Source organism: Citrobacter sp. CK191 (assembly GCF_030333435.1).
In the GTDB taxonomy this organism is placed as follows: domain Bacteria; phylum Pseudomonadota; class Gammaproteobacteria; order Enterobacterales; family Enterobacteriaceae; genus Citrobacter_B; species Citrobacter_B koseri.
The window spans coordinates 188,658-207,023 of the sequence record NZ_JAOWFX010000031.1 but is presented as its reverse complement, the minus strand read 5'-3'; the positions used below and the strand labels follow the sequence as shown (position 1 = coordinate 207,023).

Annotated in this window: 16 protein-coding genes and 1 tRNA gene; 13 read left to right on the top strand and 4 right to left on the bottom strand. The window is 53.4% G+C overall.

What is annotated here, in order from left to right:
• Nucleotides 1-12: 12 nt before the first annotated feature.
• The 7 genes from OGV82_RS12570 (at nucleotide 13) to yejF (ending at nucleotide 9,095) form a co-directional block, all read left to right on the top strand.
• Entirely contained in the window at nucleotides 13-732 is a 720-nt protein-coding gene (locus tag OGV82_RS12570) for a phosphatase PAP2 family protein (RefSeq protein ID WP_012131584.1), read from the top strand.
• Nucleotides 733-1,145: 413 nt separating this feature from the next.
• A complete protein-coding gene (mepS, locus tag OGV82_RS12565; RefSeq protein ID WP_012131581.1) occupies nucleotides 1,146-1,715 on the top strand; it encodes a bifunctional murein DD-endopeptidase/murein LD-carboxypeptidase in 570 nt (189 codons plus the stop codon).
• A gap of 188 nt (nucleotides 1,716-1,903) precedes the next feature.
• Nucleotides 1,904-3,460 (top strand): cyclic di-GMP phosphodiesterase, encoded by a 1,557-nt coding sequence (locus OGV82_RS12560; protein ID WP_049009458.1) that lies wholly within the window; start codon nucleotides 1,904-1,906, stop codon nucleotides 3,458-3,460.
• Between the two features lie 109 nt (nucleotides 3,461-3,569).
• A complete protein-coding gene (locus OGV82_RS12555) occupies nucleotides 3,570-5,384 on the top strand; it encodes an extracellular solute-binding protein (RefSeq protein WP_101744029.1) in 1,815 nt (604 codons plus the stop codon).
• The gene (locus OGV82_RS12550) at nucleotides 5,385-6,479 is read left to right on the top strand and encodes a microcin C ABC transporter permease YejB (RefSeq protein ID WP_012131578.1); all 1,095 of its coding nucleotides are present in this window, start codon (nucleotides 5,385-5,387) and stop codon (nucleotides 6,477-6,479) included.
• Entirely contained in the window at nucleotides 6,479-7,504 is a 1,026-nt protein-coding gene (locus OGV82_RS12545; protein WP_012131577.1) for an ABC transporter permease, read from the top strand. The genes OGV82_RS12550 and OGV82_RS12545 overlap by 1 nt, the downstream gene beginning before the upstream one ends.
• Before the next feature lies 1 nt (nucleotide 7,505).
• A complete protein-coding gene (gene yejF, locus OGV82_RS12540; protein WP_047462454.1) occupies nucleotides 7,506-9,095 on the top strand; it encodes a microcin C ABC transporter ATP-binding protein YejF in 1,590 nt (529 codons plus the stop codon).
• 3 nt (nucleotides 9,096-9,098) lie between these two features.
• Here the strand turns inward: yejF and OGV82_RS12535 are convergent, their stop codons facing one another.
• The 3 genes from OGV82_RS12535 to rsuA form a co-directional block, all read right to left on the bottom strand.
• Nucleotides 9,099-9,443 carry a YejG family protein gene (locus OGV82_RS12535; protein ID WP_047462451.1) on the bottom strand — a complete coding sequence of 115 codons (345 nt, stop codon included), beginning with the start codon at nucleotides 9,441-9,443 and terminating at the stop codon, nucleotides 9,099-9,101.
• 335 nt (nucleotides 9,444-9,778) lie between these two features.
• Nucleotides 9,779-10,969 (bottom strand): Bcr/CflA family multidrug efflux MFS transporter, encoded by a 1,191-nt coding sequence (locus tag OGV82_RS12530; protein WP_024130168.1) that lies wholly within the window; start codon nucleotides 10,967-10,969, stop codon nucleotides 9,779-9,781.
• A 49-nt stretch (nucleotides 10,970-11,018) separates the two neighbouring features.
• Nucleotides 11,019-11,717: a 16S rRNA pseudouridine(516) synthase RsuA gene (gene rsuA, locus OGV82_RS12525; protein WP_047463976.1), complete on the bottom strand. Its 699-nt coding sequence runs from the start codon at nucleotides 11,715-11,717 to the stop codon at nucleotides 11,019-11,021.
• A gap of 150 nt (nucleotides 11,718-11,867) precedes the next feature.
• Between rsuA and radD the strand changes: the two genes are divergently transcribed.
• Both radD and rplY read left to right on the top strand, forming a co-directional pair.
• On the top strand, nucleotides 11,868-13,628 hold the full coding sequence (gene radD / locus OGV82_RS12520; RefSeq protein ID WP_047462446.1) for a DNA repair helicase RadD: 1,761 nt from the start codon (nucleotides 11,868-11,870) through the stop codon (nucleotides 13,626-13,628).
• A 124-nt stretch (nucleotides 13,629-13,752) separates the two neighbouring features.
• Complete coding sequence (gene rplY, locus OGV82_RS12515; RefSeq protein ID WP_012131568.1) at nucleotides 13,753-14,037, top strand: 50S ribosomal protein L25; 285 nt, start codon at nucleotides 13,753-13,755, stop codon at nucleotides 14,035-14,037.
• Between the two features lie 130 nt (nucleotides 14,038-14,167).
• On the opposite strand, the gene yejK is transcribed toward rplY, so the two are convergent.
• A complete protein-coding gene (gene yejK, locus OGV82_RS12510; protein WP_012131566.1) occupies nucleotides 14,168-15,175 on the bottom strand; it encodes a nucleoid-associated protein YejK in 1,008 nt (335 codons plus the stop codon).
• A 134-nt stretch (nucleotides 15,176-15,309) separates the two neighbouring features.
• On the opposite strand from yejK, the gene OGV82_RS12505 reads away from it, so the two are divergent.
• From OGV82_RS12505 to narP, 4 genes are all read left to right on the top strand, one after another.
• Nucleotides 15,310-15,537, top strand: coding sequence for a YejL family protein (locus OGV82_RS12505; RefSeq protein ID WP_012131565.1), 228 nt, complete (start codon nucleotides 15,310-15,312; stop codon nucleotides 15,535-15,537).
• A gap of 19 nt (nucleotides 15,538-15,556) precedes the next feature.
• Complete coding sequence (gene yejM / locus OGV82_RS12500) at nucleotides 15,557-17,317, top strand: LPS biosynthesis-modulating metalloenzyme YejM (RefSeq protein WP_012131564.1); 1,761 nt, start codon at nucleotides 15,557-15,559, stop codon at nucleotides 17,315-17,317.
• Between the two features lie 73 nt (nucleotides 17,318-17,390).
• A tRNA-Pro gene (locus OGV82_RS12495) sits at nucleotides 17,391-17,467 on the top strand.
• 210 nt (nucleotides 17,468-17,677) lie between these two features.
• Nucleotides 17,678-18,325: a nitrate/nitrite response regulator protein NarP gene (gene narP, locus OGV82_RS12490; RefSeq protein ID WP_012131563.1), complete on the top strand. Its 648-nt coding sequence runs from the start codon at nucleotides 17,678-17,680 to the stop codon at nucleotides 18,323-18,325.
• Nucleotides 18,326-18,366 lie beyond the last annotated feature (41 nt).

Here is an 18,366-nt window from a genome sequence, read left to right as displayed (position 1 = left end):
CTGAATGGCGAGATGATAATGAAAACCCGGTATCCCCTCATACTGCTGATTAACGCTGCGGGTCTGGCGTTGTTTTTGTCGTGGTATATTCCAGTCAATCACGGATTCTGGTCTCCTCTCGACGCAAACATTTTCCACTTCTTTAACCAGAAGCTGATTGAAAGCCGCGCATTTCTCTGGCTGGTGGCGATCACCAATAATCGGGCGTTTGATGGTTGCGCGCTGCTGGCGATGGGCTGCCTGATGCTGAGCTTCTGGTTAAAAGAGACCCCGGCGGGCCGTCGGCGTATTATCATCATCGGCCTGGTGATGCTTTTATCTGCGGTTGTGGTGAATCAGTTAGGCCAGGCGTTTATTCCGGTCAAACGCGCCAGCCCTACGCTGACGCTTGAAAATATTCACCGCGTCAGCGATCTCCTGCATATTCCCACCAAGGATGCGTCAAAAGACAGTTTCCCTGGCGATCACGGAATGATGCTGCTTATTTTTTCCGCATTTATGCTGCGTTATTTCGGAAAAGTCGCAGGTTTCATCGCCCTTATTATATTTGTGGTTTTTGCCTTTCCGCGCGTAATGATCGGCGCCCACTGGTTCACGGATATTGCGGTCGGTTCGCTGACAACGGTGCTGATTGGATTGCCCTGGCTGTTAATGACGTCGTTCAGCGATCGCGTGATACGGTTTTTCGATAATTATCTGCCCGGTAAAAACAAACAAAATTTAAACAAATAAATCACATTAATTAACATCGTCATCAGAGAGCGTTCTCACTCCTGATGGCGATCGTCGATTATTTCCCGCCCCGCCGTCATCTTCCTGTCATCTTCTTCCCGTTGAAAATGAACGCATTGCCTGTTATTCGCCTCATTTGCGTTTAATTTAGCCAATGCCACTAATTCACTTTCAGTATCATAATTTCTTATAAAAAATCCCGCCAAACTGCTCGCAATGGCAGCAACGATCGGGTAATCTTGAACTCGTTTTGCCTCGCTGGATAATTATTCTCTTTGCGAATAAATTTGTGCGTTCCGCCACAGATTTGACCTTAAAGAATTGTCTCATTGTGCGCAGGTAATTAGTCTCGTCACGTTTGGCATTTTTATAACGATATTTGTCGTTAAGGACTTCAAGGGAAAACAAACAACATGGTCAGGTCTCAACCGATTTTGAGATATATCCTGCGGGGAATTCCCGCGATTGCAGTGGCGGTTCTGCTTTCTGCATGTAGCACTACAAATACCGCAAAGAACGTGCATTCTGAGACGCATGCTGTGGGCAATGGAGATAACTCTTCACTGCAAGCCTCTCAGGATGAATTTGAAAATATGGTGCGTAACCTCGATGTTAAATCGCGGATTATGGATCAGTATGCTGACTGGAAAGGCGTACGTTACCGCCTTGGCGGCAGCACCAAAAAAGGTGTCGATTGTTCCAGCTTTGTACAGCGTACATTCCGTGAACAATTTGGTTTAGAACTGCCTCGCTCAACCTATGAGCAGCAGGAAATGGGCAAATCCGTTTCGCGCAATAACCTGCGCACGGGCGATCTGGTTCTGTTCCGCGCCGGTTCGACGGGCCGTCATGTAGGCATCTACATCGGCAACAACCAGTTTGTTCATGCGTCTACCAGTAGCGGCGTTATTATTTCCAGCATGAACGAGCCTTACTGGAAAAAACGTTACAACGAAGGGCGCCGGGTTCTGAGCCGCAGTTAATTTTTCGTCTGACCGCTATCCCTTGGCAATCCTGACGAGACACATAAAAAGCACTGCTTCGGCGGTGCTTTTTTTGCGTTCTATCGCATCCCTGTAGAAAAGTATGACGATGCAGTTTAATCCAGGTTATAGTCTTTTAAATCAAGCATTTTAATCGCATTCGGTTACCTCAGGTAGAACCAGTAACTATGTTCACACGCGCCTCCTCGTCCTCGCGAAAAATCCTGCTCACCTGCATTCTCACAGGGGTCATCGTCGCGTTACTTATCAGTAGCCTGCAATTTTTAATGTCATGGCATAAACGTGAAGTCAAATACGACACGCTGATATCCGACGTACAACATTATCTGGTGAGCTACTTCGCCGACCTTAAAGCCACGACGGATGTGTTACAGCCCCTGACGCTTAATGACTGCCAGCAAGTCTCTTCCGAGCTGACCTCCCGCGCCGCTTTTAGCCTGAATGTGCGCGCCTTTTTGCTCGTCAAAGACAAAATCGCCTTCTGCTCGTCGGCAACCGGATCGATGGACACGCCGCTTACCGACCTGGTATCCAATATCGACATCCGCAAAGAGATTGATATGGCGATACTTCCCGGCACGCCGATGATGCCGGATAAACCGGCGATGGCGATTTGGTATCGCAACCCGTTATTAAAAGAGAGCGGCGTATTTACCTCGCTGAATATCAACCTGACGCCCTACCTTATTTACACCGCCCGACAGGAAGATTTTGATGGCATCGCATTAATTATTGGCGATACCGTGCTCTCGACGTTTTCTTCGCATTTAATGACCGTGAAAGAGCTGTCGGGTACGCCTTCGCGCCAGGCGACAATAAAAGGGCTGCCGCTGAAGATACAGCTATACGCCGACAGCTGGACCTATAACGACGTGGGCTATGCCCTGCTGCTGGGCAGTATGAGTGGTATCATCGCCGCCCTGCTCTGCTACTACATCAGCTCTATCCGCCTGAAGCCGGGGCGAGAGATCCTGGTGGCTATCAAGCGCGAACAATTTTATGTGGTCTATCAACCGGTCGTTGATACCCAAACGCTCAGGGTCACGGGTCTGGAAGTGCTGTTACGCTGGCGTCACCCTACGGCAGGCGAAATCCCGCCTGACGCGTTTATTCATTACGCAGAAGCCCAGCAGCTTATTGTGCCGCTCACCCAGCATCTGTTTAAACTCGTGGCGCGCGACGCCCCCGCGTTGCAGAAGGTACTGCCTGTCGGGGCAAAGTTTGGCATCAATATCGCGCCTGACCACCTGCACAGCAACAGCTTTAAAGAGGACATCCGTCTCCTGGCGGAATCCTTACCGCCGCATCATTTTCAGATCGTACTGGAAATTACCGAACGCGATATGCTCAATCAGCATGAAGCGGCTAAATTATTTGAGTGGCTGCACTGCGCTGGATTCGAAATCGCAATTGATGATTTTGGCACCGGCCATAGCGCCCTCATCTATCTGGAACGCTTTACGCTGGACTACCTGAAAATCGACCGGGGCTTTATTAATGCGATTGGTACGGAAACCGTGACCTCTCCAGTTCTGGATGCGGTTTTGATGCTCTCTAAGCGCCTGCATATGCTGACCGTTGCGGAAGGAGTGGAAACCCCGGAGCAGGCCCGATGGCTACGCGATCATGGCGTCAACTTCCTCCAGGGGTACTGGATTAGCCGCCCTTTAGCGCTTGAGGACTTCGTTCACTGGATGAATACCCGGCCCGCGCCAAAATGGTGACGGCACTCTTCTGCCCGAATGGATTCACAACAGAGGCTGCGTCACTTATTATTCAGGATTGACGCTTGCCTGACGGTGGCAGGTGATAAGAAAAGGAAACCATTTTCCGATGATTGCTCGCGTAATGCTTCTGTTTGTCGCCCTGGCCAGCTTTGGCGTACAGGCTCAGGCCATCAAAGAAAGTTACGCCTTTTCCGTGCTTGGCGAACCCAAATACGCCTTCAATTTTAATCATTTCGATTATGTCAATCCGGCGGCGCCAAAAGGGGGGCGGATAACGCTTTCCGCGACCGGGACATTCGATAATTTCAACCGCTATTCCATGCGCGGTAATCCTGGCGCACGTACCGAGCAGCTTTACGACACGCTTTTTACCACCTCTGACGATGAACCCGGCAGCTACTACCCGCTCATTGCCGACAACGCGCGATATGCGGAGGATTACTCCTGGGTGGAAGTGACCATCAACCCACGCGCCCATTTTCATGATGGTTCGCCCATCACTGCCCGCGACGTCGCCTTCACCTTCCATAAATTTATGACCGAGGGCGTGCCGCAATTTCGTCTGGTGTACAAAGGCACGACCGTCAAAGCCATCGCTCCGCTTACCGTCCGCATTGAATTAGCCAAACCCGGTAAAGAGGATATGCTCAGCCTGTTTTCTTTACCGGTCATGCCGGAAAAATTCTGGAAGGATCATAAGCTCAGCGACCCGCTCTCTAAGCCTCCTCTTGCCAGCGGCCCGTACCGCATAACCCAGTGGAAAATGGGCCAGTACATTGTCTATTCCCGGGTAAAAAACTATTGGGCTGCTAACCTGCCGGTAAACCGGGGGCGCTGGAACTTTGATACCATCCGCTACGACTACTACCTTGATGACAACGTTGCGTTTGAAGCCTTTAAGGCCGGGGCGTTTGACCTGCGTCTGGAGAATGACGCGAAAAACTGGGCGACGCGCTACACCGGTAAAAACTTCGATAACCATTACATCGTTAAAGACGAACAGAAAAATGAATCCGCACAGGATACGCGCTGGCTGGCCTTTAATATTCAGCGTCCGGTATTTAACGATCGTCGCGTGCGTGAAGCGATAACCCTGGCATTTGATTTCGAATGGATGAACAAGGCATTGTTTTATAATGCCTGGAGCCGGGCAAACAGCTATTTCCAGAATACCGAGTATGCCGCCAGAAACTACCCCAGTGCGGACGAACTGGTCTTACTCGCACCCATGAAAAAGGATCTGCCGCCGGAGGTCTTTACCCGGATTTATCAGCCGCCAGTCTCAAACGGCGATGGCTACGATCGGGAAAACCTGCTGAAGGCCGATAAATTACTCACAGAGGCGGGATGGGTACTGAAAGGCCAGCGACGCGTTAACAGCGCGACCGGCAAAACGCTGAGCTTTGAACTGCTGCTTCCGGCAGGCGGCAACAGCCAGTGGGTTCTCCCCTTCCAGCATAATTTGCAGCGTCTTGGCATCACGATGAACATCCGCCAGGTTGATAACTCGCAAATCACCAACCGTATGCGCAGTCGCGACTACGACATGATGCCGCGACTGTGGCGCGCCATGCCGTGGCCCAGCTCCGATCTACAAATATCCTGGGCGTCTGAATACATTGACTCCAGCTATAACGCGCCAGGCGTGCAAAGCCCGGTCATTGATAAACTGATTGCCCAAATCATTGCCGCCCAGGGCGATAAAACAAAGCTGGTTCCCCTCGGGCGGGCGCTGGATCGGGTATTGACCTGGAATTACTACATGCTGCCAATGTGGTATATGGCGGAAGACAGGCTCGCCTGGTGGGATAAATTTTCCCATCCGGCCATTCGGCCGATCTACACCATTGGACTGGATACCTGGTGGTATGACGTCAACAAAGCGGCAAAACTTCCCGCCGCCAGACGACAGGGAGAATAAATGGGCGCCTACCTGATTCGACGTCTGTTACTGGTGATCCCGACGCTGTGGGCCATCATTACAATCAACTTTTTTATTGTCCAGATCGCACCGGGCGGCCCGGTTGACCAGGCGATCGCGGCCATTGAATTCGGCCAGTCTGGCGCCTTGCCCGGCGCCGGTAGCGAAGGCGTTCGCGCCAGCCACGCCCAGACCGGCGTAGGGAATATTAGCGACAGCCACTATCGCGGCGGACGTGGGTTAGATCCCGAGGTGATCGCGGAGATCACGCATCGCTACGGCTTTGATAAGCCGGTTCATGAGCGCTACTTTAAAATGCTCTGGGACTATGTTCGTTTCGATTTCGGCGACAGCCTGTTTCGCAGCGCATCCGTACTGACGTTAATCAAAGACAGTCTGCCCGTGTCCATTACGCTCGGATTGTGGAGTACGCTCATCATTTATCTGGTGTCGATCCCGCTGGGCATCCGCAAAGCGGTATATAACGGCAGCCGTTTCGACATCTGGAGCAGCGCTTTTATCATCGTTGGCTACGCTATCCCCGCCTTCCTGTTCGCCATCTTATTGATCGTTTTCTTTGCTGGCGGTAGCTATTACGACCTCTTCCCGCTGCGCGGCCTGGTATCCGCCAATTTTGATTCCCTGCCCTGGTATCAGAAAATTACCGACTACCTCTGGCATATCACGTTACCGGTACTGGCGACGGTGATCGGCGGGTTCGCCGCGCTGACCATGTTGACCAAAAACTCTTTTCTGGATGAAGTCCGCAAACAGTACGTTGTCACCGCGCGCGCAAAAGGGGTGAGCGAAAAAAACATTCTGTGGAAGCACGTTTTCCGCAACGCCATGCTGCTGGTGATCGCCGGTTTTCCGGCCACCTTTATCAGCATGTTTTTCACCGGTTCGCTGCTCATTGAAGTGATGTTTTCCTTAAACGGGCTGGGGTTGCTGGGCTACGAAGCGACCGTGTCACGCGACTACCCGGTAATGTTTGGCACGTTATACATTTTCACCCTGATCGGCTTGCTGCTGAATATTCTGAGCGATATCAGCTATACGCTGGTTGATCCACGCATTGATTTTGAGGGACGCTGATGCCGCGATTAAGCCCTGCAAACCAGGCCCGCTGGGCGCGTTTTCGTCATAATCGCCGGGGGTACTGGTCACTGTGGATTTTCCTGGTGCTGTTTGGCCTGAGTCTGTGCGCCGAACTGGTCGCCAACGATAAACCGCTGCTGGTGCGCTATGAGGGAAGCTGGTACTTTCCGCTGGTCAAAAACTACAGCGAAAGCGATTTCGGCGGGCCGTTCGCAACGCAGGCGGATTATCAGGATCCCTGGCTACAAAAGCAGCTTGAAAACCACGGATGGGTGCTGTGGGCGCCCGTGCGTTTTGGCGCCACCAGCATCAACTTTGCCACTGATAAACCCTTCCCCTCTCCGCCATCCACACAAAACTGGCTGGGAACCGACGCGAATGGCGGCGACGTGCTGGCGCGCATCCTCTACGGCACGCGAATCTCTATCCTGTTTGGTTTGATGCTTACCCTCTGTTCCAGCGTAATGGGCGTGCTGGCAGGCGCGTTGCAGGGGTATTACGGCGGAAAAATCGACCTGTGGGGGCAACGGTTCATCGAAGTGTGGTCAGGAATGCCGACGCTGTTTCTGATTATTCTGCTCTCAAGCGTAGTGCAACCCAATTTCTGGTGGCTGCTGGCCATTACCGTCCTGTTTGGCTGGATGAGCCTGGTCGGGGTGGTTCGCGCGGAATTCCTGCGCACGCGCAATTTCGACTACATCCGCGCCGCACAGGCGCTGGGCGTCAGCGATCGCAGCATTATCCTGCGTCACATGCTGCCCAACGCGATGGTCGCCACGCTGACCTTTTTACCGTTCATTTTGTGCAGCTCGATTACCACATTGACGTCGCTGGATTTTCTCGGATTTGGCCTGCCGCTCGGCTCCCCTTCCCTCGGCGAATTACTCCTGCAAGGTAAAAATAATTTGCAGGCGCCGTGGCTTGGGATCACCGCGTTCCTGTCCGTCGCGGTGTTATTGTCGCTGCTGATTTTTATTGGCGAAGCAGTACGCGACGCGTTTGATCCCAACAAGGCGGTATAAGATGACGCATCCTCTGTTAACTATTGAGAATTTATCGGTAGGTTTTCGCCATCAGGAGAACGTGCGCACGGTTGTTAACGACATCTCTCTACAGGTTGACGCAGGCGAAACGCTGGCGCTGGTGGGCGAATCCGGCTCCGGTAAAAGCGTCACCGCGCTGTCGATTCTGCGGTTGCTGCCCTCTCCACCTGCGGTGTATCTCGCGGGCGATATCCGTTTTCATGGCGAGTCATTGCTCCACGCCAGCGAGCAGACGCTGCGCGGCGTGCGGGGCAATAAAATCGCCATGATTTTTCAGGAACCGATGGTATCGCTAAACCCGTTGCATACGCTGGAAAAACAGCTCTACGAAGTGCTGTCCCTGCACCGGGGAATGCGCCGTGAGGCCGCCAGGGCCGAAATCCTGAGCTGCCTGGATCGCGTAGGGATTCGTCAGGCCGCGAAACGGCTGAGCGATTATCCCCATCAGCTCTCAGGCGGCGAACGCCAGCGCGTGATGATCGCAATGGCGTTGCTCACGCATCCTGAACTGTTAATCGCCGATGAACCCACGACCGCTCTGGATGTCTCCGTACAGGCGCAAATCCTGCAACTGCTGCGTGAACTGCAACGCGAACTGAATATGGGTATGCTGTTTATCACCCATAATCTCAGCATTGTGAAAAAACTGGCGGACGCCGTGGCGGTGATGCAAAACGGACGATGCGTGGAGCAAAACCGTGCGTTGCCGTTGCTTAGCGCGCCTGAGCACCCCTATACGCAGAAGTTGCTGAACAGCGAACCCACCGGCTCCCCGGTTCCATTGCCCGGTGAGTCGTCGCCGCTACTGGAAGTGAGCCAGCTTCGCGTCGCATTCCCGATTCGAAAAGGGGTTCTGAAACGCGTGGTGGATCATAACGTCGTGGTTAACGAGGTGAGTTTCGCGCTTCGACCCGGTGAAACGCTGGGGCTGGTCGGTGAATCCGGGTCAGGAAAAAGCACTACCGGTCTGGCCTTACTGCGGTTGATTCGCTCGCAGGGCAGCATCACTTTTGACGGCCAGCCGTTGCAAAATTTAACCCGCCGTCAGTTGCTGCCGGTTCGTCACCGTATTCAGGTGGTATTTCAGGACCCGAACTCATCGCTGAACCCCCGCCTCAACGTACTGCAAATTATTGAAGAAGGCTTACGCGTCCATCAACCGGCCCTTTCTGCCGGGCAGCGCGAAGAACAGGTTATCGCCGTCATGAAGGAAGTGGGTCTGGATGCTGAAACGCGCCATCGTTACCCGGCGGAATTTTCCGGCGGCCAGCGCCAGCGTATCGCTATCGCCAGGGCGCTAATACTGAAACCATCGCTGATTGTTCTGGATGAACCGACATCATCGCTGGACAGAACGGTTCAGGCACAAATCCTGGCGCTGTTGAAATCTTTACAACAAAAGCATCGCCTGGCTTACATTTTCATCAGCCACGATCTGCATGTTGTGCGCGCATTATGCCATCAGGTCATTGTACTGCGACAAGGAGAAGTGGTGGAACAGGGGCAATGTGAGCGTGTCTTTACCGCACCACAACAGGAGTATACGCGTCAGTTGCTCGCGCTAAGCTGACGCTCAAAAAGGATTGTTGTTCGAAAAGGGTTCCGCTATCGCTACGCCGAAATTTTTCAGGCGGCAGGTCGCGGCAAATTCGTCCTGACGATTAACAAACAGGCACGGCTCGCCTTCGCACTCCAGAACAGAGCAAGGCACTTCGATGTCGCTAAGCGCCTGGCTAAGTGTATGCATCACCGGCCATGCGCTGTCGCCATCGGGACTCAGGAGTTTGAGCGCCACCAGACTGTTTTCTGTGTTCTGCCCGTTTTGCGGAATCGGTTCAACTTTTGAACCTGCAAAACCCGTTAACCACCGATAGTTCTGCGGTAAACGATGAATGATTGAGAGTTGTAATGTAGTCACTTTCTTTCCCCGGAAGCACATTCACTTCACAATTTATTTACATCCATATTAACACATCATTGACAACCCGTCCTTAAACAGATCGAAAACGCTTACATCCCTGGTCTGAGCGGCCTGTACAGCCCGTTATTAAAATATTTTTTGCCAGTGCCGGACGTATTTGCGGGCTATATGTACCCGTTTCTGCGATCTAACTCAACCTTTTTAACTACAATGATGTGACTTTTTACATAAATTGATTTTACATAAAATAAACATAAATGGAAAAAATGATGGATTTGACGTTGATGTACGTCAACAAAGGAAGCCTTCCGGCTTCCATGTTGTGTATTAGATCACCGTTTTTTCGGGCGGCTGGCGTAGAGATAGAAGAGAATGGAGCAGGTTGCGCAGAAAGCAATCGACCAAATCATCGGCCAGGCGGAGGTAAAGGTTGCCAGCGACAGCAGCGCCCCAACAATCGCGCCAATGCCAAACCGGAACGTACCGGCCAGCGACGAGGCGGTGCCCGCCATATGCGGAAATTCATCCAGAATAACGGCCATCGCGTTTGAAGAGACCATAGAAACGCATCCGACAAACGCCGCGACGCCAACCACCAGCGCCCAAAAGCCCACGCCAAACAGCGCGCTGAATACCATCCAGGCCGCCATCACAAACTGAATCCATAACCCGGTACGGAACATATTCAACGCCCCAACCCGGCGCACGAAGCGGCTGTTGATAATGGTCATCACAAACAAGAACACAATGTTCAGCGCAAAGTAATAGCCAAAATGCTGCGGCGACACATGGTTAATCTCGATGTACACAAACGGGCCGGCGCTGAGGAACGAGAACATTCCCGCAAAGCTAAATCCGCTGGCCAGCATATAGCTCAGTACGCGTTTGTGTCGGAACAGCGAGGCAAAGTTCCCTATCGTGGTACGAATATGGAACGGCTGACGGCGTTCAACGGGAAGCGTCTCGTTAATCAACAAGAAGATCATCACCGATGCCAGAATCGCCGCCACCGCCAGAATCCAGAAGATGTAATGCCAGCTCAACCACACCAGAACCCACCCACCAATAATCGGCGCCATCAGCGGCGCGATTGTCGTCACCAGCATGACGAATGACATCATGCGGGAGAACTCTTCTTTCGGGTAGATATCGCGCATCAGAGCATTGATCACCACGCTCGCCGCAGCGGCGGCAAGACCGTGGAAGAAACGCATGATGATCAACTGGTCGATAGTCTGCGCCAGCGCGCATGCCACCGCCGCCGCCGCAAACACCAGCGTCCCGCCGAGGATAACCGGCTTGCGCCCGAGACTGTCCGCCATCGGGCCGTAAATAAGCTGCCCCACGGCGAACCCCAGAATATAGGTACTGAGGGTCATCTGCGCGCTGCCCGCCGGTACGCCAAACTGGGCAGAAATCACCGGCAGCGCCGGAAGATACATATCAATCGACAGCGGCATCAGCATGGCTAACAGGCCAAGGATAAAAACAATGGCAAAGGATGAGTGCTGCCGGGTGGTCACAAATGAACTCCTGAATTTAGCGGGACGTAAAGCGCCTGGCTCACCGGGTCTATAAACCGACGCTGGCGATTTCTTCTTCGGTCAACGGGCGATACTCGCCAGGTTCGAGGTCGTCATCCAGCACAATTGCGCCGATGCGTTCGCGGTGCAGTTCGACAACATGGTTCCCCACGGCGGCGAACATCCGCTTCACCTGGTGGTAGCGCCCTTCGCTAATGGTCAGACGCACCTGCGTCGGGGTGATCACCTCCAGCACGGCCGGTTTGGTGAGGTCTTTCTCATTATGCAGTTGCACGCCTTTGGCAAACTGTTCGGCGGTATCCGCAGCTACCGGCGATTCCAGCGTGACCAGATAGGTTTTCTCACAATGATGGCGCGGAGAGGTGATCCGGTGCGACCACTGGCCATCATCCGTCATCAACACCAGTCCCGTGGTGTCGATATCCAGCCGCCCGGCGGCATGCAGCTTGTACGCGACAGGTTCATCAAGGAAATAGAGTACCGTGGGATGATCCGGGTCGTCCGTTGAACAGACATAGCCCTGAGGCTTATTAAGCATAAAGTAGCGCGGACCATTTTGCTGAACCAGCGTGTTGCCATCGTACTCGACATTATGTTCTGGCAGGAGTTTAAACGCCGCGTTTCGGATGATTTCGCCATCGACGATAACACGGTTACTACGAATCTCACGCCCGGCAATAGCACGGCTGACGCCGAGTTGCTGAGCGATAAATTTATCAAGTCGCATGAGTTTGATTTTGCCTGTAATAATACGGAAATCGGGCATAACGCCCGAAAAATGAAGCCGTTGTCCATCCAGTATAACGGGCTCTAACCATCGCTCAAGGGAAATGATTCATGGCATACTATTCCCTGTACCGTTCATCGTAGTGAGACCATGATTTTTACACTTCGCCCTTACCAGCAAGAAGCCGTGGATGCCACGCTCAACCATTTTCGCCGCCACCGCACGCCTGCCGTGATTGTCCTGCCAACCGGCGCAGGCAAAAGTCTGGTGATTGCCGAGCTGGCGCGAGTGGCGCGTGGGCGCGTGCTGGTGCTGGCGCACGTAAAAGAGCTGGTCGCGCAAAACCATGCCAAATATTGCGCGCTGGGGCTGGAGGCCGACATTTTCGCCGCCGGTCTGAAGCGTAAAGAGAGCCACGGCAAGGTGGTGTTTGGCAGTGTGCAGTCGGTCGCCCGTAACCTTGACGCCTTCCAGGGCGAGTTTTCGCTGTTGATTGTCGATGAATGTCACCGCATCGGCGACGATGAAGAGAGTCAGTATCAGCAAATCCTGGCGCACTTGAGTAAAGTGAACCCCCACTTACGTCTGCTCGGCCTGACGGCCACCCCTTTCCGGTTAGGCAAAGGCTGGATTTATCATTTTCATTACCACGGCATGGTGCGCGGCGACGAAAAAGCGCTCTTTCGCGACTGCATTTATGAGTTACCGCTGCGCTACATGATTAAACATGGCTATCTGACGCCGCCGGAGCGTCTGGATATGCCGGTGGTGCAGTATGATTTTAGCCGCTTGCAGGCACAGAGTAACGGCCTGTTCAGCGAAGCTGACCTCAATCGCGAGCTGAAAAAGCAGCAGCGCGTGACCCCGCACATCATCAGCCAGATTGTTGAATTTGCCCAAACCCGCAAAGGGGTGATGATTTTCGCCGCCACCGTCGAACATGCCAAAGAGATTGTGGGTTTGCTGCCCGCCGATGATGCAGCGCTGATTACCGGGGACACGCCGGGCGCAGAGCGCGACGTGATGATTAACGATTTCAAAGCCCAGCGCTTTCGTTATCTGGTGAACGTCGCCGTGCTGACGACGGGGTTTGACGCGCCGCATGTCGATCTTATCGCTATCCTGCGCCCGACAGAGTCAGTCAGTCTTTACCAACAAATCGTGGGGCGCGGTCTGCGGCTTGCGCCTGGAAAAACTGACTGTCTGATCCTCGACTATGCCGGAAACCCGCACGATCTGTATGCGCCGGAAGTGGGCACGCCAAAAGGCAAAAGTGACAACGTTCCCGTGCAGGTGTTCTGCCCTGCCTGCGGGTTCGCCAATACCTTCTGGGGGAAAACCACCGCTGACGGCACGCTGATTGAGCATTTCGGTCGCCGCTGCCAGGGCTGGTTTGAAGATGATGACGGGCATCGCGAACAGTGCGATTTTCGCTTCCGCTTTAAAAACTGCCCACAATGCAACGCGGAAAACGATATCGCCGCCCGGCGCTGCCGGGAGTGCGACACGATTCTGGTCGACCCGGACGATATGCTGAAAGCGGCGCTAAAACTCAAAGATGCGCTGGTATTGCGCTGTAGCGGGATGGCGTTACAACACGGGCATGATGAGAAAGGCGAATGGCTGAAAATCACCTACTACGATGAGGACGGCGCCGATGTGAGTGAGCGCTTCCGATTGCAGACGCCCGCTCAACGCACCGCCTTTGAACAGTTGTTTATTCGCCCGCATACCCGCACGCCGGGTATTCCGTTACGCTGGATCGCTGCGGCGGATATCCTGGCGCAACAGGCGCTGCTTCGCCACCCTGATTTTGTCGTCGCCCGCATGAAAGGCCAGTACTGGCAGGTGCGCGAAAAAGTCTTCGATTATGAAGGCCGCTTCCGGCGGGCACATGAATTGCGCGGTTAATCGTACTTTTGATTGATGTGATAGCCATTTGAGTATAGAATCTCGCCCGCTTTTGCATACGCAAAGCAGATCACTTACCTGTTGCTGGGTCGCCTGTAACAGGAATTATTTAAGAGAGATTTAAATGTTTACTATCAACGCAGAAGTACGTAAAGAGCAGGGTAAGGGTGCGAGCCGCCGCCTGCGCGCCGCTAACAAGTTCCCGGCAATCATCTACGGTGGCGCTGAAGCCCCGATTGCTATCGAACTGGACCACGACCAGGTTATGAACATGCAAGCTAAAGCTGAGTTCTACAGCGAAGTTCTGACCATCGTTGTTGACGGTAAAGAAGTCAAAGTTAAAGCTCAGGCTGTACAGCGTCACGCGTTCAAGCCGAAGCTAACTCACATCGACTTCGTTCGCGCGTAATCGCCAACAAGTTGAAGAAAAACCCCGCCACGGCGGGGTTTTTTTATGGTGCGCGACAAGGCGATGAACCGTAAGCCGAATAAGGTGCCTGCACCGCTATCCGGCGTTACAACACATAACGTCAAAACCGTTAATTACCGCCGGACGTCCGACGCTGGAGCTGATCGCGCAGGTTTGGCGGCGTTCCCTTGATCGTCAGCGTATCGGTCGCCGGGTCCCAGAAAATCCGCTCACCTAACAGCATGGCGTCGAAGTTGATGGTTAACCCACCGCCGCTCCCGGCATATTTCGTCAGCTGACGCAGCGTGCTGCGGTCCGCCGGGAAACTCTCTTCCAGCTCATAGCCTTTGTCAGCGGTAAATTCTCTGAAGCTGACTTCGCTGACGCCGGATAACTCTTTCGACAGCGATTCAAGCTCAATCTCTTCACCAGACTGCAATTGCTCATTGCAGTAGCTGTACACCTGCTGACGGACATTCTGACGTTCAGCTTTGTCCAGCTGCGCTTCTGCGGTGAAATCGTCCACCGCCTGCAACAGCCCCCGGTTTTGCGCTTTCGCGTTCAGCCCTTCGCTGGCGCCCAGAAAATCCATAAAGAAATCGGCCACTTTGCGCCCTACCCGGCCTTTCAGGAAGGTCAGATAACGGGTGGATTCCGGGTTCGTTTCCCATTCGGTCAAATCGATACGCGCCACAATATCCGCATGGTTAATATCCAGATAGTGCGTCGGGTTGATATCCAGGTTCTCATTCACGCGCATGCTGCTTAAGTTGTTCAGCACCGCCACCAGCAGATACTCCACCGCCAGATAACGGTAATGGCAGAACAGGACAATACCGCCGTCCGCAAACGGGTATTTCGCCAGTTCATCGCGTAAACGGCCGGTCGCCGCACGGCTAAAGGCAAGAAAATCCTCCTCGCCCTGACGCTGCAACCGCAGCGTTTGCGCCAGTTCACTCTCTTCGCTGAACAGGCCGTACGCTTTGTTCTTGGCGCTATAGACCCGGTGCAGTTCAGCCACCATATCGACAACGGTGGTTGTCGGCTCCAGTAATGAATCGCGCAAGACCAGCTCAAGATTTTGCTCATCACGTTTGATAAGCTGGTGCAGGGCAATCTGGTTGATATCCAGACTCATGATAAACTCTCCTTTATGACCGGGCGGTATTCAATCACCTGACGGGCGGTGACGCAACAGGAGATAAAAAAGCAGAAAAAAAACTGTTGCTACGGTAATATGTTGCCCTTTCATGAACAAACTGATTGCGATTTATGCCACAACACTCCCGCTATAGTGACGAACACGTTGAACAATTACTGAGTGACCTGCTCAACGTACTGGAAAAACATAAGGCACCGACCGACCTTTCCCTGATGGTGCTGGGAAACATGGTCACCAACCTTATCAACACCAGCATCGCACCGGCTCAACGCCAGGCGATTGCGAACTCTTTTGCCCGCGCATTACAGTCTTCAATTAACGACGACAAAGCGCATTAAGGGAAACGAACGGCTATTTATGGTAACTCATCGTCAGCGCTACCGTGAAAAAGTCTCCCAGATGGTTAGCTGGGGGCACTGGTTTGCACTGTTCAACATTCTGCTGGCCATGGTGCTCGGTAGCCGTTACCTGTTTGTCGCAGACTGGCCGACAACGCTTGCAGGGCGTATTTACTCGTACCTGAGCATTGTCGGGCACTTCAGCTTTCTGGTGTTCGCCGCCTACCTGCTGATCCTGTTTCCTCTGACATTTATTGTCATGTCTCAGCGGCTGATGCGTTTTTTGTCAGCCATCCTGGCGACGGCGGGCATGACGCTGTTGCTGATCGACAGCGAAGTTTTTACCCGCTTCCACCTGCACCTGAATCCCATTGTCTGGGAACTGGTCATTAACCCCGATCAGAACGAGATGGCGCGCGACTGGCAGCTGATGTTTATTAGCGTGCCGGTCATCCTGTTAATCGAAATGCTGTTTGCGACCTGGAGCTGGCAAAAGCTGCGCAGCCTGACGCGACGTCGCCATTTCGCCAAACCGCTTGCCGCGTTCTTTTTCGTCTCATTTATCGCTTCGCATGTGGTGTATATCTGGGCAGACGCCAACTTCTATCGCCCAATCACCATGCAGCGCGCGAATTTACCGCTGTCATACCCGATGACGGCGCGCCGTTTTCTGGAAAAACACGGCCTGCTGGATGCGCAGGAGTATCAGCGCCGTCTGGTGGAACAAGGCAACCCGGAAGCCGTTTCCGTTCAGTATCCGCTGAGCGATTTGCAGTATCGCGACATGGGCACCGGCCAGAACGTACTGTTAATTACGGTCGACGCGCTGAACTACTCCCGCTATGAAAAACAGATGCCCGCGTTGGCCGCATTCGCCGAACAGAATACGTCATTCACGCGCCACATGAGTTCAGGCAACACGTCTGACAATGGGATATTTGGTCTGTTCTATGGCGTATCGCCCAGCTATATGGACGGTATTCTGTCGACCAGAACGCCTGCCGCGCTGATCTCGGCGCTGAACCAGCAAGGCTATCAGTTAGGGTTATTCTCTTCTGACGGCTTCACCAGCCCGCTCTACCGCCAGGCGCTGCTGTCAGACTTTTCCATGCCAACCGTGCAAACGCAGTCCGACGAGCAGACGGCAAGCCAGTGGATTAACTGGTTAGGACGTTACGCCCAGGAAGATAACCGCTGGTTCTCATGGGTTTCCTTCAACGGCACAAACGTTGACGACAGCAACCAGAAAGACTTTGCGAAACGGTATGCCCGCGCCGCAGAGAACGTGGATGCCCAGATTAACCGGGTGCTCAGCGCACTGCGTGACGCAGGGAAACTCAACAACACCGTGGTGATCATTACGGGCGGTCGCGGCGTACCGTTAGCGCAGGAAGAGAGCCATTTCGCCTGGTCTCGCGGCCATCTGCAAGTACCGTTGATCATTCACTGGCCGGGCACGCCAGCGCAGCGAATCAACACTCTGACCGACCATACGGATTTGATGACGACGCTGATGCAGCGACTGTTGCACGTCAGTACGCCAGCCAATGAGTACTCGCAGGGACAGGATCTGTTCAACGCCACGCGCCGCCATTACTGGGTGACCGCGGCGGACGGCAGTACGCTGGCGATTACCACGCCGGAAATGACGCTGGTACTGAACAATAACGGCACCTATCAGACATACGATCTACACGGCGAGAAGATCAAAGACCAGAAGCCGCAGCTGAGCCTGTTGTTGCAGGTACTGACCGACGAGAAACGATTCATTGCTAACTGATTAATTATAAATCAGTTAGCAAGACATCCCCTTGCATTCGTGGTGGAAAGCGGTAGTATTGGCATCCACAAGTCGGCACGTAGCGCAGCCTGGTAGCGCACCGTCATGGGGTGTCGGGGGTCGGAGGTTCAAATCCTCTCGTGCCGACCAAAATCCCTTAGAAAAACCAACCTCTTACGGTTGGTTTTTTTATGCCTGCCGTTCTCTTCCAGTACCGTGCTAACACCGCATAATCAAAAGGTTTTACTACTTACCCATGCCCAAAATAGGGTAAAATTTATTCTCTCATCAACGCGATGAATCTGGACGATTTTCGCGCTAAAAACAATAATGATACGAGTATGTACTCAGGAGAATAGTATGCCTGAAGCAACGCCTTTTCAGGTGCTTATTGTGGACGATCATCCACTTATGCGACGAGGTATTCGTCAATTACTGGAACTGGATACCGCATTTAATGTCGTTGCCGAAGCTGGCGATGGGGCGAGTGCTATCGATCTGGCAAGCCGTCTCGATCTTGATCTGATCCTGCTTGACCTGAATATGAAAGGCCTGAGCGGGCTTGATACGCTGAATGCGCTGCGTCGGGATGGCGTCACCGCACAGATCATTATCCTGACGGTTTCCGACTCTGCCAGTGACGTGTACGCGCTGATTGATGCCGGGGCGGACGGCTATTTACTAAAAGACAGCGACCCGGAAGTGCTGCTGGAAGCGATTCGTGCTGGCGCCAACGGCGGCAAGGTATTCAGCGATCGCGTCAGCGAATACCTGCGCGAACGGGAACTGTTTGGCGCAGAGGAAGATCCCTTTAGCGTGCTCACTGAACGCGAACTGGACGTGCTGCACGAACTGGCTCAGGGACTGTCGAACAAACAGATTGCCTCCGTGCTGAATATTTCTGAGCAGACGGTTAAGGTGCATATTCGTAATTTACTGCGAAAGCTGAACGTGCGCTCGCGCGTCGCGGCGACCATTCTCTTTTTACAAACACGCGGAATGCAGTAACAAGATATGCCCGATGGCGCTACGCTTATCGGGCCTACAAG

Excerpts from the sequence above, each read along its gene's own strand:
- OGV82_RS12570 (WP_012131584.1), top strand. The coding sequence starts at position 13 with ATGATAATGAAAACCCGGTATCCCCTCATACTGCTGATTAACGCTGCG.
- narP (WP_012131563.1), top strand. The coding sequence starts at position 17,678 with ATGCCTGAAGCAACGCCTTTTCAGGTGCTTATTGTGGACGATCATCCA.
- yejM (WP_012131564.1), top strand. The coding sequence starts at position 15,557 with ATGGTAACTCATCGTCAGCGCTACCGTGAAAAAGTCTCCCAGATGGTT.
- OGV82_RS12550 (WP_012131578.1), top strand. The coding sequence starts at position 5,385 with ATGGGCGCCTACCTGATTCGACGTCTGTTACTGGTGATCCCGACGCTG.
- mepS (WP_012131581.1), top strand. The coding sequence starts at position 1,146 with ATGGTCAGGTCTCAACCGATTTTGAGATATATCCTGCGGGGAATTCCC.
- rplY (WP_012131568.1), top strand. The coding sequence starts at position 13,753 with ATGTTTACTATCAACGCAGAAGTACGTAAAGAGCAGGGTAAGGGTGCG.
- OGV82_RS12505 (WP_012131565.1), top strand. The coding sequence starts at position 15,310 with ATGCCACAACACTCCCGCTATAGTGACGAACACGTTGAACAATTACTG.
- OGV82_RS12555 (WP_101744029.1), top strand. The coding sequence starts at position 3,570 with ATGATTGCTCGCGTAATGCTTCTGTTTGTCGCCCTGGCCAGCTTTGGC.
- rsuA (WP_047463976.1), bottom strand. The coding sequence starts at position 11,717 with ATGCGACTTGATAAATTTATCGCTCAGCAACTCGGCGTCAGCCGTGCT.
- yejK (WP_012131566.1), bottom strand. The coding sequence starts at position 15,175 with ATGAGTCTGGATATCAACCAGATTGCCCTGCACCAGCTTATCAAACGT.
- yejF (WP_047462454.1), top strand. The coding sequence starts at position 7,506 with ATGACGCATCCTCTGTTAACTATTGAGAATTTATCGGTAGGTTTTCGC.
- OGV82_RS12560 (WP_049009458.1), top strand. The coding sequence starts at position 1,904 with ATGTTCACACGCGCCTCCTCGTCCTCGCGAAAAATCCTGCTCACCTGC.
- radD (WP_047462446.1), top strand. The coding sequence starts at position 11,868 with ATGATTTTTACACTTCGCCCTTACCAGCAAGAAGCCGTGGATGCCACG.
- OGV82_RS12545 (WP_012131577.1), top strand. The coding sequence starts at position 6,479 with ATGCCGCGATTAAGCCCTGCAAACCAGGCCCGCTGGGCGCGTTTTCGT.